The 15,184-nt window shown below is 41.5% G+C and carries 10 protein-coding genes; 2 read left to right on the top strand and 8 right to left on the bottom strand.

Features of this window, described 5'->3' with window-relative positions; all coding sequences use genetic code 11:
- Window positions 1–267: 267 nt before the first annotated feature.
- The 3 genes from AC5RDS_RS00770 to AC5RDS_RS00760 form a co-directional block, all read right to left on the bottom strand.
- Window positions 268–915 carry a BF3164 family lipoprotein gene (locus tag AC5RDS_RS00770; protein WP_175315559.1) on the bottom strand — a complete coding sequence of 216 codons (648 nt, stop codon included), beginning with the start codon at window positions 913–915 and terminating at the stop codon, window positions 268–270.
- A 36-nt stretch (window positions 916–951) separates the two neighbouring features.
- Window positions 952–1,278: a BF3164 family lipoprotein gene (locus tag AC5RDS_RS00765; protein ID WP_041556893.1), complete on the bottom strand. Its 327-nt coding sequence runs from the start codon at window positions 1,276–1,278 to the stop codon at window positions 952–954.
- 504 nt (window positions 1,279–1,782) lie between these two features.
- Window positions 1,783–2,148 (bottom strand): pyrroline-5-carboxylate reductase family protein, encoded by a 366-nt coding sequence (locus AC5RDS_RS00760; protein WP_049782929.1) that lies wholly within the window; start codon window positions 2,146–2,148, stop codon window positions 1,783–1,785.
- 134 nt (window positions 2,149–2,282) lie between these two features.
- On the opposite strand from AC5RDS_RS00760, the gene AC5RDS_RS00755 reads away from it, so the two are divergent.
- Together AC5RDS_RS00755 and typA are read left to right on the top strand one after the other, a co-directional pair.
- Window positions 2,283–3,278 (top strand): class II fructose-bisphosphate aldolase, encoded by a 996-nt coding sequence (locus AC5RDS_RS00755; protein ID WP_013613047.1) that lies wholly within the window; start codon window positions 2,283–2,285, stop codon window positions 3,276–3,278.
- 188 nt (window positions 3,279–3,466) lie between these two features.
- The gene (gene typA, locus AC5RDS_RS00750) at window positions 3,467–5,290 is read left to right on the top strand and encodes a translational GTPase TypA (protein WP_013613046.1); all 1,824 of its coding nucleotides are present in this window, start codon (window positions 3,467–3,469) and stop codon (window positions 5,288–5,290) included.
- Window positions 5,291–5,315: 25 nt separating this feature from the next.
- Here typA and AC5RDS_RS00745 read toward each other — a convergent pair whose 3' ends face one another.
- The 5 genes from AC5RDS_RS00745 to AC5RDS_RS00725 are packed head-to-tail and all read right to left on the bottom strand — an operon-like array spanning window position 5,316 to window position 14,856.
- A complete protein-coding gene (locus AC5RDS_RS00745) occupies window positions 5,316–7,178 on the bottom strand; it encodes a fibronectin type III domain-containing protein (protein ID WP_013613045.1) in 1,863 nt (620 codons plus the stop codon).
- Window positions 7,179–7,203: 25 nt separating this feature from the next.
- Complete coding sequence (locus AC5RDS_RS00740) at window positions 7,204–8,637, bottom strand: DUF4302 domain-containing protein (RefSeq protein ID WP_013613044.1); 1,434 nt, start codon at window positions 8,635–8,637, stop codon at window positions 7,204–7,206.
- A gap of 11 nt (window positions 8,638–8,648) precedes the next feature.
- Window positions 8,649–9,575, bottom strand: a complete 927-nt coding sequence (locus AC5RDS_RS00735) for a putative zinc-binding metallopeptidase (RefSeq protein WP_083813784.1) — start codon at window positions 9,573–9,575, stop codon at window positions 8,649–8,651.
- A 14-nt stretch (window positions 9,576–9,589) separates the two neighbouring features.
- Window positions 9,590–11,194 carry a RagB/SusD family nutrient uptake outer membrane protein gene (locus AC5RDS_RS00730; protein ID WP_046450723.1) on the bottom strand — a complete coding sequence of 535 codons (1,605 nt, stop codon included), beginning with the start codon at window positions 11,192–11,194 and terminating at the stop codon, window positions 9,590–9,592.
- 11 nt (window positions 11,195–11,205) lie between these two features.
- Window positions 11,206–14,856, bottom strand: coding sequence for a SusC/RagA family TonB-linked outer membrane protein (locus tag AC5RDS_RS00725; RefSeq protein ID WP_236252579.1), 3,651 nt, complete (start codon window positions 14,854–14,856; stop codon window positions 11,206–11,208).
- Window positions 14,857–15,184 lie beyond the last annotated feature (328 nt).

The following is a 15,184-nucleotide window of genomic DNA, read 5'->3' as shown; positions in this document are numbered from 1 at the left end:
TTTTTCCAGAATATCAAATTCTGTAAACCCCAAAGTAGGGTGAATTTCTGAAATATTTTGTATCTTAGCCATATCTTAGTTGGGGGATTTCCCCCGTTTTGGCCATTAAACCTTATTTGCGGGGGAATACCTAAAGATACAAAAAACAGCTAATTCGCAATAATTTAACTATGAATTAGTTGGCTAATTTTATACTATTTACTGAATGGCCTTACATAATAGTAAATAACAAAAATGCTTTACCATAGTTATGATTGAATAGGTTGGCTATAAATCAAAATTCCCTAAATGATATTCATACTCATCATCCCGATAAATGACATAACCTGTCTTTGAACTTTCATCGATTATAATATCCATAATATTAACTCCTAAATCATATTGTTTTATGGGGCATCCCCACCAATCGAATACAGAAAGTTTTTCGATTCGGGTCTCTATGTCCTTTGTTCCGTTTAATGCTATATATATGTAATTATCCGTAGCATATACTGTCCTCCATCCTCTGATACTTTCCCGCCAAAGAGGAACCCCGTCTGCTTCATAAGTCGGTTCATAAATATAACTTGTATTCGAATGTGTGATCTTATTTTGCTGTATATTGAAAAACTCCAGAATGGCACCGCAATGCGTAAAATTCAGGAATTTTGTTCCATCCGGCTTTATGAGGACAGCTGAACAATAGAAATAGTAATTTTCCAATACTTTTTCCGGGGTAGTCTGGGTGGTGATTGGAGAATAGTAAGTACAGGAATCGACCAGGTTCAGGTCTTTATCGTATAAAGCAAAACGACTATATGCATTATAAGTTGTTAAATAATGATCGGGGTCTAATCTAAAGAAAGCAGTACTGGATAAGGGTTGTCGCAACCTTTTTTCTGCAATGTTTACTTTCCCCCAGGGAAGTGAGTCCAATTGAAAAATAGTTACTCTGCAGAGATAAAAATAGATTTAAATTTCAAATTTATACCGATATAATTCCTCGTTACCTTTTAATCCGTATATATAACGATGTTTTTCATCCACTGCAAAATAAATAATATTGTCGGGAATCCGGATTTTAGCTATAGGTGCTCCTTCCCAATTGAATACGTGAATTTCAGTCTCTCCTTCCGCATGAGAAAATAAATTATCTTTCTTATTAACATAAAGCGCGTAGATATATTCCGAAGAAACTTGTAATGACGAATAATACAGAATAAAATCTGATTCCGGCAAACGGGCTGTCTCAAAAATATCGATGGGAGGTTGATAAGACAAAGAAAAATTGGTTTTCATATCACTGGAAGATTGTCATCTAAAAACAAAATAATCCTGAGAAAATTGCACAGATAGGAACTCATCAGGGCCTCTGCCCTGAGAAAGGAATTTTCCCAAATATTGCCAATTGTCAGTCGAATATATTTCTAAAGGTAGTTTATTTACACTCATAAACGTACCTTTAAGGTAAACATGTGGCACGTGCATTTACGGCGAAAGCGTATATATGAAAAGAAGTATTCTTCCATTCTTCAGAAAGTGCAAAGTATACTTCCGCCGTTTCTTTGCTTTGGTGTAAAGGTAGCACACTGAAATAAAGTCCCTAAAAGATATGGTTTCCTATGCGTCCGGAAATATGCCTGAGCTTTGAAGAAATTACCCTTGCCATGATGTTTATATTTAGTTTCAAGGTTAATAATATGATAAAAAAAGTTTAAATTTCCAATATATTTTCAATTCAATACCGATTAAAATTGATGTTAAATTGGAGAAGAATTGGAATTGAATTGGAGTTGATACATACTAACTACATGGTAAATACCTTGTAACTGCATCTTTCGTAAAATAACGCAATAACCGCTCGAAAGGAATTCCGGCAGCGACGGAAACGACCGATTGTCTTTCATAATCGAGTGCACCCCGGATCTCGTCGATCACAGCCTCCACGCGCCAGGGTTTTACCGCGATAACTACTAAATCGGCTCCCTGAATAGCCGTCGGATTATCCTGTGATACGTTAAAACAAGCATCTGCCGATAATAAACGGTCGAGATTCGCCTGCATCAAATCCGTACAAGTAATATCCGAAGCATTGAACACGCCTCCCCTTACTAATCCCCGGGCGATAGCCCCGCCGATATTTCCGGCTCCGATAATCGTAATTTTCATAATCAGGAATCTGTTCCCATAATTTTCCGCTATCGTGTACGACGATTATTTGTTAAAACTTTTCAATACCCGATTGATACTTTGTGGATAATTTTCTACATTTGAAGCAAAATACAATTTTTAATATATAAGTTATGGTCAACTACAAAGATTTAGGACTGGTGAATACCAGAGAAATGTTTAAAAATGCAATGGCAGGGAAATATGCAATTGCAGCCTTTAACTTTAACAACATGGAACAGATGCAGGCCATTATCCAGGCAGCTGTCGAATGTAAATCACCGGTAATCCTTCAGGTTTCCAGTGGTGCCCGTAAATATGCCAACCAGACCCTGCTTCGTTATATGGCTCAAGGGGCTGTAGAATATGCTAAAGAGCTGGGTTTAAATATTCCGATTACCTTACATTTGGATCACGGTGACAGCTTCGAGCTTTGCAAAAGTTGTATCGACATGGGCTTTTCTTCAGTCATGATCGACGGCTCACATCTTCCGTATGATGAAAACGTAGCGCTGACCAAAAAAGTGGTGGAATATGCTCATCAGTTCGATGTAACCGTAGAAGGAGAACTCGGTGTACTGGCCGGCGTAGAAGACGAAGTGTCTGCCGAACACCACACTTATACCCGTCCTGAAGAAGTAGAAGATTTCGTTAAAAAGACAGGGGTAGACTCACTGGCTATCTCTATCGGAACTTCCCACGGAGCGAATAAGTTCAAACCGGAACAATGTACACGGAATGCCGACGGCGTATTGGTTCCTCCTCCATTACGTTTCGATATTCTGAAGGAAATTGAAAAACGTATCCCGGGTTTCCCTATCGTACTGCATGGATCTTCATCCGTACCTCAGGACAAAGTGGCTATCATCAACAAATACGGCGGTGCCCTGAAAGACGCAATCGGTATCCCGGAAGATCAGTTACGGGAAGCGGCTAAATCGGCTGTTTGTAAAATCAACATCGACTCCGACGGCCGTTTAGCGATGACTGCTGCTGTGCGTGAAATTTTCGCTACCAAACCGGCCGAATTCGACCCGCGGAAATACCTGGGCCCGGCCCGTGACTCACTGAGAGAACTGTATAAACACAAACTGACAGATGTACTGGGAAGTGCCAATACGGTAAAATAAATGCCTATCAAACACCGGCCGCCGAGCCGGTGTTTTTCTTTTCTACCGCCCCTGACATAACCATATCAGGCCCGGTCCGTATACAACTTCTCCCACGTTTTCAACGATTTATCCGCATTTTCACCTCCACTATTTTCATTGTCAATAATTTATTGTATTTTTGTCCCCCTAAAATTATAGATACACAAATGCGGAAATTAAGAAACATTGCCATTATTGCGCACGTCGACCACGGAAAAACAACCCTCGTGGATAAAATGATTTTGCAGGGCAAACAATTCAGAGAAAACGAAAAACAAAGTGGAGATTTAATTCTGGATAATAATGATCAAGAACGTGAACGGGGAATTACTATCCTGGCAAAAAACGTTTCTGTTCATTATAAAGACTATAAGATAAACATTATAGACACTCCGGGCCACTCGGATTTCGGCGGAGAGGTGGAACGTGTATTGAACATGGCCGACGGCGTATTGTTACTGGTGGATGCTTTCGAGGGCACGATGCCCCAAACCCGCTTTGTATTGCAGAAAGCGTTGGGATTAGGCAAGAAAGCTATCGTGGTGGTAAATAAGGTGGATAAGCCGAACTGCCGACCGGACGAAGTGCAGGAAGAGGTCTTCGATCTGATGTTCTCCCTGGGAGCCAGTGAAGAACAACTGGATTTTAAAACGATTTACGGAAGTGCCAAACAAGGCTGGATGTCGACGGACTGGAAAAACAAAACAGAAGATATTACCGCCCTTTTGGACGCAATCATCGAAGATATCCCCGAACCCGAAGCAACCGAAGGAACTCCTCAGATGATGATCACTTCATTGGAATATTCCTCTTATATCGGGCGGATCGCTATCGGTAAACTGACCCGGGGAAAACTGAAATCCGGTATGCCGGTCACCCTTTGCAAACGAGACGGGGTGACACAGATCAAAAGCCGGATCAAAGATTTGATGTTGTTCGAGGGACTGGAAAAACAAAAGGTAGAGGAAGTAGAGGCCGGAGAAATATGTGCTATCGTAGGTATCGAAGGATTTGAGATCGGAGATACTATCGCCGATTTTGAAAATCCGGAAGCCCTGACCCCGATCGCTATCGACGAGCCGACGATGAGTATGTTGTTTACGATCAATAACTCGCCCTTCTTCGGTAAAGACGGTAAATACGTCACTTCACGCCACATCAAGGAACGGCTGGACAGAGAGCTGGAAAAGAACCTGGCCCTGCGGGTAGAACCGGGATTAAGCGCGGATTCATTCATCGTTTACGGCCGTGGTGTATTGCATTTGAGTGTTTTGATCGAAACGATGCGGCGGGAAGGCTATGAGCTTCAGGTGGGACAGCCGAAGGTAATCATTAAAGAAATCGACGGTCAGAAATGCGAACCGATAGAAGAACTGACGATCGATATCCCGGAAGAATTTTCGGGGAAAGCCATCGAAATGGTTACGAAGCGAAAAGGAGTCCTCAACAATATGGAAACCCGCGACGACCGTGTTCACCTGGATTTCGACATTCCTTCACGCGGAATCATCGGTTTGCGTAGCAATTTGCTGACGGCTTCGGCAGGAGAAGCCATCATTGCACACCGTCTGAAAGGATTCGAACCTTATAAAGGAGATATCGAAATGCGGATCAACGGTTCGTTGATCGCTATGGAAACGGGAGATACTTTTGCTTATGCTATCAACAAATTGCAGGATAGAGGGAAATTCTTTATCGAACCGGGCGAAACAGTGTATGCCGGCCAGGTGATCGGTGAAAGTACCCGTCCGGACGATATCGTGATCAATGTATGCAAATCTAAAAAACTGACCAATATGCGCGCCAGTGGGTCAGATGACAAAGTAAACATAGCTCCCCCTATTAAATTCAGTCTGGAAGAAGCATTGGAATACATACAGGAAGATGAATATGTTGAGGTAACCCCTCATTCCATGCGTTTACGTAAAATCATCCTCGATGAAACAGAACGGAAACGCCAAAGTAAACGTATTACCAGCGTAGAAGATTAAAAAAAGCCCCGGTCGGGGCTTTTTTTTACCACCAGTCCTCAGCCGGTGTTAAGCTCGTATAGCGGAATACGCCCATACGTTTAAACTTATCCGGATATTTAATCGGAATAATGTAGAAAGCACTATTTATTGTAGTAGAATTTTCATTATCCCAATCTATAACAAAAGGACTTTGGCTCAAATAATCCACACTCCGCAATAAATCTTCTTCCTGTCCATTTTTCACAGCACTGTTGTAAATATTCGTCGCATTATTTCCGTTACTCTGATGATGAGATACCGTGTATACATAATCAGCATCCCAATCTATCTTATCCCGCCATATCCCCACATATGCATTTCCGGCACTATTCTGATATTGAATGGTAGTATAGATATAACGAGGTTGCTGGCTTTTATCCGGGACCAGATAAATCCGGTAAGCCGTCAGGACGCGTTTACCATAAGTAGTCAGAATATTGCTCAATCTTTCATAAGCATCCTGTTGATCTCCGGAAGCGATTCCTCCCGGATAGGTGGAAGTAAGATTTAAGCCGTTAAACACAGGATTATCCCCACTACTGCCTTCTGCCTTGAAAAAATCAGCCACCGGTTCACGGGTAGTAAAAGAGTACTCATCCCCATAATTAGTTCCATATTCATTTATAACATACGTACGAACATAATACTTTGTCTCCGGTTTTAAAGGAAAAAGCATCAATGAATCGAATTCGGTGTGATCATTTCCAATACCCTCTGCTTTCAATTTATTATCAGCAATTGTCGGATGCTCAGCCATTCCCCAACAAACGCCGGCTTCTGTTACGGCTGCATTCAAAACACCTGTATTCAGGATCTCACCTCCGACATAAGCCCGGTGGGCAGTAACATACGCAGTCATCCGGGTTGTAATAGCCGCTTTATAACTTAAAGTTGCGACTACTTCTTCTTCACCATAAGTGATTCCGTTTTTATTTACGGCATAAGGCCGTACATAATATACAGAACCTTCCTGCAACTCGCCGACAGTCGTCGAAGTCTGTCCATCTCCTTCTCCCAGTTTCAGCTTATTGTTCTCGATCGTCGGTCCTGACTTAATCCCCCAAACTACACCATATTCCAGCACAGGCAGAGGAGTACCGGAAGCTATATTCACCGTAACTGTAAATGCAGTATTGGTAATATCTTTTACCTCCTCTATCTCTGCTTTCGGTGCTGTGTATTTTTCAGTGGTAAAGGTCTCACTTTTCGTATAGATTGTCCCCTCTGCATAAACGACATATGCCCGGCAAATGTAAGTTTCATTATCGGTCAATCCGTTTAAGATACCTTCCAAAAGTCCTGTTTTCCCTTCAACCTTCAGTTTCGTCGCATTTTCCAAAGCAGGTTCATCTGTTCCAGCTGATTGCAAACGATAAACGACACCTCTTTCTGTTATGTCCACCCCTCCGTCCGTAAACACCTGAGCCTGTACTTCTGCCGAGGTCTCCTTTATATTATTTATCCCCATCAGTAACATCGTAGGCCGTCCATGAGCCAATGTTACACAGGTTTTTTCTTCCCCATATTTAACACCATCGCTTGTTTCCACCCAAGCCCGGACATAATACTGTACACCTTCGGTCAATCCGGTTATCTCACTCCGGAATTCACCACGTCCGCTGCCATCAGTGGTATGTTTGTCTTTGACAGTCGGTTGGACATCAGTTGACCAACACACTCCACGATTACCAATCCCACTTCCCCCGCTGATCTCCCCTCCACAAACAGCCGTTGTATAACCAATCTCTTTTAATAATCCGGTCTTTATTGTCAGCGGACCGGTCACTTCATCATCATCTGAACAAGAAAACAGGATGCTTGACAAACTGACCAGTAGCAATGACCACAAAAATCTATATTTTTCCATAACATGTCATTTTATAAATATTTTACTATTGCTTTAACTGCCCGGCAAGATACATTTCCTCCCGGTCAGCCCGGAACATACCACCGATATTCCCTGTTAATCCCTGAGTCTTGTTTTCAGCCCAATCAATCTTAAAAGTATGAGGAATGATTTTAGATTTCTCTACATTTGCCCAGCTTTCACCTGTATCGTAATGTGAATATTCTAAACTACAAAAGAAATCCGGCAATTCTTTCATATACATTTCGTAGTAAAATTCATTCGTTGACCCTGTCTGTTCGCGATCCGTAAATGTTATCGTACCATCCTCATTCAAAGTATAGGGATATTGCCATTTTGCAGTAAAACTTTTCTGCGTGGAAGTATTTAAATATGTGATACCCAATTCCATAACAGGCTTACCGATAGTCGCATTCATCACAAACTTACAATACATTTCCTGAATAGCACGTGTCCTGCCATTCAAACGATTATAAGCCGGAGTATACACTTCACTCATAAAAGGATCTGTTAAAGTACCCACCATAGCTGAAGGATTCATATACAATTGGGAAAAGGTCTGATTATAACCAAAATTCAATGGATAGGGGGGAACCAGATTATCTACCAATTCATAAGTTTTATCATTAATTTCAACCTGATATTTATTTCCTATCCATTTCATACCATCCACTTTCATACCATTAATTTCTGCAGGTTCAAAGAAATAAACATTACTTTGCGCATTTTCCTGGGTTATTCCCTGAAAATCCAGATAGGAACCGACAGCAAGCTCTGTCAATACCCCCTCTTCATCTACATAAGCAAACTCCGTTTTCCTGAAATTCGGACGCATCAGGTATCTTTTCCCATCGACTTCAACCGTCGGAAATTTATTGGAATTCAGGAATTCATCATGATGTTCAATCACTTTTTTCAATCCTCCCTGTACAACTTTCTCTGCCTCTTCGGGAGTAGCCCGGTCCATCCGTGCCAGACGACCATTATAATTCCCAATCAGATTAATTCCTCCATTATCAGTATCTACGATCCGGAATTCAAAATCGGAAATCAACCCCTCAGAATTACTTCCTCCGTTATTCGCCCCCTGAGGATCCGCCAAAATATGTAAATAACTATAGGTATCGAATATCAAGGAAGGAGCTAGCAAAGCTTTCAAACGCCACGAAGAAATACAGGGAACAACAGAAGTCTCCCCGGCTTTGCTGAAAGTTGCATCCATATCAGAAAGCATACCTACCCGTTCATTCTCTTCAAACGACATCCACAGCCGGTAAGCTCCGTCTTTCTTTGTATCCACAGCCAGAAACCATCCGTTAGGTGCAGAAAATAAGGCTTCCCGGTATTCATCGGCAGTTGCTTTTAACCTTTCGTCAGGAGTCTGGGTAAAAATATTGTCCTCTGTTTTATCACAACCAATAAACAGGACTATAATGAAGAAAAAAAGATATCTGTTCATAGGGATAAAATTTACTGTTTATAATCATCACTTGTCACATAGTCGATTGCTTCCTGAACCAGAGTAACCAATCCCTTTTCTCCATCCTGATCGTAGAAATTGATTCCCCAGATATCTTTCAGATAGCTTACCACAATTGTTTCCTTCTGCCGGAGAGCTTCGGAAGGATCATATGCGAAATCTAAAGCTGAAGTCGCATTCAGATACAATTCTTTAGCCCGGGCCACTTTTTTCTCATACCATTCCGGCCCAAATACTGCAATCCGCGCGATCATTTCTACGAAATCCTCATCAGGCCCGGCACAGGCATAACTGCTGACATATCCCAGTTTCAAGGCTTCCTCTTCACTCATATTGTTCCAGGAAGTCGTATATCCACCCGGGGTAATGTTTTTAAACTCTTCGGGGTACAAAATCGTTTGGTGCAAAGTATGCCCAAATTCATGATGGACGGTTTTCATGATCTGCTGAATCAAATCGCGGTCTTTCAGATCGAACCAATTCAGACGGTACAGCACAATCTTTCTTCCTCCTTCAGCTTCACCCAAAGTGATAGTCCCGGTATTCGGATTATATTTCGGACTACCCACGAGTACATATTTTTTAGGTGAATAGGAACGGATGAAATTGGCTCCAGCCAATTGTTCATAAGGTTTAATCCAGATCTCCTGCACCACTTTCATAACAGAAACCACCAATTCTTCTTTAATCGGTACCAATGTACGGTTCAGGTCAAGCTCCGACTGATCCCAGCGATATTTCACTTCCATATTGTAAGGACGCGTATAATTATCGATAATCCACTCGTCGATTTCATTCAGAACATACTCATCGCCTCCCAAACCATTCAAATACTGGTCGGGCACAAATTTGTCTTCAGAACACCCCCACAGCATCAGAGCTGCGGCTATGCCGGCAAAATATTTTAGTTTTCTCATAACATCTTTCTCATTTACCATTGTCTACTCAGAAAATTACTTCGGGGATTTAACTGTACATCTGCCAGTTCAGCAGTTTCAGGCAACTGCAACAACCAACGGTCATCGCCCGGATAAAGGGTATTACTGTCGCCCTCTTTCGTAGTATGGGTGATAGGAATCCGATAGCGCATCATATCCCACCAACGGAGTCCTTCCCACATAAATTCATTACGACGGAAATCGAGTATACAAAGAATCAATGCTTTTTTCACATCGCTCCAGGAAGCAGAACCATAAGCATTATATTTTTTCATAAAATGATCTTCGTTTGACAAAGTCGCATTATAAAATTTAACTACAGTCTGTTCTGTAATCACATGCTTTTCTTCATTATAATTCTTGATCCTCTGCCGGCAGAAAATATTCAGATCTGCAAGTGCCTTCTCATAATCCTCCAGCATTACATAAGCTTCCGCCCGGTTCAGTAACACCTCTTCGTTCCGGAAAGTCGGGAAGATCGTATAAATTATCCCGGAGGAAGCGTTAATATCTGTCTTGATAAACAATTCATAATATTTGGGTACATAATAGTTATCCCCACTATACCAGTTGCGATAAGCCCATTGACCTCCTGTCACATTCAGAGTCGAACTGGTCAGCGTCTGTTCCAAATCCGATTTCACACAACCATATCTCCAGGTATTGGCATAGCGGGACATCCGGGATGACATTTCCGTCAACAACAGGTTAGAGGTATTATCCGACTTGGTATAGGCTATTTTCACATCACTGGAACCAGGCGCCACAGCATAGGTAGTTAACCAAGGCTGGAAATTATTTTTTGCATAAATATTTGCATTATCTCTATCCGAAACATTTTTCGCCCCTTCCTGGCCGACAAATACGGATGGCATAGGGAACACTTTACTGGCATAAGTAATTACTTTTCCCCAATTTCCTTTATAAAGATAAAAACGCGAAGCATAAGCATTGGCAGCAGCCCGGGTAAAATGATACCGGGGAACGGTATAAATCGCATCTGATCCCAATTTATCAATGGATTCAATCAGATCTTTTTCAATTTTTTCGTAAGTTTTAGCTACAGTTTCACGGTCATATTTCGCTAAAGCCACTGTTTCCGGTTCCGTTACATAAGGAACACCGGGACTACTATTGTCACTATCTTTATCATAGAACTTAGCAAACAAAGACACCAGCATAAAATGCGAAAACGAACGGATCATTTTTGCTTCAGCGATATAGGGTTCCTGCTCTTTCGGAGCCCCCATTTCTTCTGCAGCTTTCAGGGCATGATTCACTTCAGCGATACTGTAGTAAAACTTTCTCCAGAACCAGGTTGGAGTATCCTGAGTCTCATCCTCTACATCCCGCCAGAAAAAAGGATCTGTATTCGAATTATTTTCTTGTTTACCAGAACCTTTATCAGTCACAAAATCTACACGGGAATTCAGCATGGCAGCATAGGAAGCTTTAGGATAAGCATCGGCTACCAGTTTTGCCAACTTTTCGGTAGTATTGATCTCTGTCCGGTCATCGGGAACCACATCCAGGAAATTGTTACAACCAGTTAATAGTACCAATCCCCCAACCGCTATATTTCTAAAGTATTTCTTCATAATCATATCATTTAAAAACCAATATTCAAGGCAATCGTAAACTGACGGGAAAGTGGCTGAGCCACACCTCCGGTATTATAAAACTCAGGATCCTGTCCGTTCAGCTTTTTATCTGCATAAATCAACCAAAGATTAGAACCGGCAACAGTTAGGGACACATCACTCAGAACTTTAGTTCTCTGCAAATAATGTTTAGGAACTTTATAGGTCAGCGAAATAGTTTTCAGACGTATAAAGTCACCTTTAGCCACCCGTTCCGTTGAGTAGTTATAAGAATTATAAGGGTATTTACTTTTAAAACCGTCAGCTGTTAACACATCGACAATAGAAGGCACGTTGGTATATTTTTCATCCCCGGGTTGCATCCAACGGTCAAAAAAGACACTCGACATTGCGTCCAGTTCGCTATAGCTGGTCTTAAATGCCGGAGCCAGACGGATTTTATTGCCGGCTTGGAAAGTGAGGAACACATTCAATGAAAGATCTTTCCAACGGAATGTATTCGACCATCCTCCGGTATACTCCGGATCAATCGGTCCCTCATACTTCAGATAATCCAGATTTGTACTCTGGAAATAAACTGAATTAGCAATCACTCCGCTCTCATTGATAAACAGAGGAACGCCTGTATCGTGCTCCAATCCCTTATACTGAATAGAAAACAAGCTCCCCACGGGATATCCTTCGCGGTTCCCACCACTGGCATTGATCATATTATAAATAGAAGGCATGTTCTTGGAGTTTGTAATTTTGGTTGTCGTATACCCCAAGGTCAGGTTTGATTTCCAATTCCAGTTTTTTGTACGGATAGGGGTAATACCGATAGCCAAATCATAACCCCGGGATTCCATATCGGCATAATTGGCATATTTATAAAGCGTACCTCCGATAGCTGAATTCTTCAAAGAGGCAATCAAATCGAAACTATTTCTTCTCCAATAGTCAAAGATTACATCCAGACGCCGGTTAAACAAACCGATATCAATACCCAAGTTGAGCACATGTCCCTTTTCCCACGTTAATTCAGAGTTTTCAAGTGCTTCCAGAGTAATTACCGATTCGATCTCATTACCATAAGGACGTTTGGTATTTTCATTGACAAACTTAGCAGAAGCAGAAGCGGAAGAATTCATAGAAGCAGTCAAGCCATAAGATCCACGCAACGACAATTGATCGATCCATTCGGTAGATTCCATGAAATGTTCATTACTGATATTCCATTTGGCACTAACATTCCAAGTCGGTAACCAACGGGCACTACGATTGCTTCCCAAAGCATTTGTTCCGTCATACCGGACTGTTCCGGAAAAAATATAACGGGAATCAAAACCATAATCGGCATTAAAATAGAATGCAGCAAAACGGTCACGGGTAGTTCCCATTCCATAATAATCAAAATTACTTTCGATCATCATTTTCATAATCCTGTAATCCACAGTGACTTTCCCTCCTTCATTGTATTGATAACCGTAACCGGTATTTGAAAACTTCTGGCGGTCAGCATATTTCACCTGCACACCCGCAATCATATTCAGATCGTGCAAGCCGAATTTTTTATTGTATTTAAAAGAGTTGCGGACATCATAACTGGTTAACTGATCTTCGGACCGGTTATAAAAACCACCATAGGGTAATACAGATATGGCTTCTGCTTCCGGATGTTCAGGATCTTTGTATAAAAATTTATTTTTAGCACGGATGGTTGAAGTATAATCAGCCCGGTAGGCTTCTGCCATATTCGAATTTTCAGTAATCATATGTTCCCGGTCGGATTTTACATAACGCACAGCTCCCATAAACTCATAGCGGAGTCCTTTAATGATTTCCCAACCTAATTCCAATTGTGCCTTTACATCCACCATTTTCAAATGGATGGAGTTGTTCTGCAATTCATTGATAATATTGAAAGGGGCATAATTCCGGGTAAAAAATTCCGGATTTCCAGCCTCATCAAAACAGGTGAGCACACGGCTGGTATTTAAAGCATAGCTAAATGGATTAATATCGAAATCCCGGTCATAGGAGCCTTCCACCGTATTACTCCGGCGGGACAAAGATCCCGGAGCTTTCTGATCCCGTAGTGACCCTATCAATTGTACGCCTAAATCCAAATTTTCAGCCAATTTATAATTATTGCGAAGATTTGCGGTATAACGTCTCACCTTATCAGCCACAGTCCAGCCCTCATCATTCAGGAAACTCAGAGAGGCATATGAACGGCTACGCTGGCTACCTCCTGAAATGCTGATAGAATGCTCCTGTTGCAGCGAATTCCGGAATAAAATTTTAAACCAGTCAGTATTGGCATTGGCATAGTGTCTCAAAAATGCATTCCTGGCTTCCCGGGTATTTTCCAACTGAAACTTTCCGGTTTCCGGATCAAAGGAATTAATCATTTTATACATTTTTCCATACACTCCGGAATTCGACGCATTCACCAAGTCCGAATTCAAAAACCCTTTTCTTTCAAGCTCAGCATATACAGACATCTGATCACCGGAATTCATAATGTCATAATCAGCATAAGTAGGACGAAGTTGCACGGTAAAATTTCCGGAATAGCGGAAAACAGGGCGCCCTTCAGCCCCCCGCCGGGTAGTTACCACCACCACCCCATTCATAGCCCGGGCTCCATAAAGCGCTGTCGCAGCAGCATCTTTCAAGATATCAATACTTTCAATATCATTGGCATTTAAACCTGCCACTGCCGATCCCAATAAGGTCGTAGGATCGCCACTGGTCAAATCATCATTACTAACACTTACAATGTCTTCATGTACAATCCCGTCAATCACCCACAAAGGCTTATTCTCACCCGACAAAGAGGTAGCACCACGCACACGCACTTTCGGGGCAGCACCAAAAGTTCCGGACACATTCTGTATACTCACACCAGCGACAGCCCCTTCCAGCATACGGCTGACATCCATTACCCCCTTCAGTTTGATGTCATCCTGCTGCAATTTAGTTGAAGAACCGGTAAAGGTAGTCTTACTGATACTCCGGTAACCGGTTACAATAACATCATCCAACACCTTTTCTTCGTCTTCCAGCACCACATTCAGCGGAGCATCCGAACTTACAGTCACCTCTTTATTCAACATTCCCACAAATGAGAAAACCAATACAGGCGACTTCACCACAGGGCTCTCAATTATAAATTTACCATTGATATCAGTAGCGACTCCAACAGATGTTCCTTTCACCAATACATTCACTCCCGGTAAAGGCTCTCCCTTTTTATCCTTGACAGTTCCCGTAATTTTCCTCTTCTGAGCCTGAGGAGTTGTGGGAGTACCCAATTTACTTTCTGTAACAATGATCAGATTGCCAGAAAGTTCATACTGATAACGATCGCCTACAATTCTCTTCAAGGCACGTTCAAGTTCTTCTTCTTTGAAAGACAGGGAAACTCTCTTTTCAGTATCTATGCTTTTAACATTGAAAAAGAAAAAATAATTGGTCTGCTTTTCCAGCTCCTTAAAGACATCTCCCAGTCGCTCATTCTGACAATCGAGCGAAACCCGGATATCCTGTGAAAAACCTCTGGCATTTACTTTGATTAGAAATACCAAACACAAAATCAGCGTTAATTTCATAACACGCAATGTTTTTTGGGGCAATTGCCGCTGATGTACAACAAAAAATTGTTTTTTTTTCATAAGTTTGTATTTGAAATCCAACATCTCCCGTTATTTCCGTCCAAAGAGTAACGGGACGTTATCTTCCGGTGATTGTGTCCAGCAATCGCCGGTTTTTATTTTGATTAAAAAAGGGTCCTTTATTTAAGTTGAATTGAGTGAAATCAAATGAATTCAAATAAAATCGGGTAGAAACCACAAATTCCCGATCACTCATTTCTGTTTTTTATCATCTTACACTATTTTTATCTTTTAATTACTAAATATTTACTGCAAATTTTACAGATTCCATTTTCTGTTTTCTCAAGCCTGAATTTTACTCTCATTTAATTCAATTTACATCAGTTCG

The organism is Odoribacter sp., assembly GCF_985060555.1.
The sequence above is the reverse complement of the archived record's forward strand: the minus strand, read 5'-3'. Positions and strand labels throughout refer to the sequence as shown.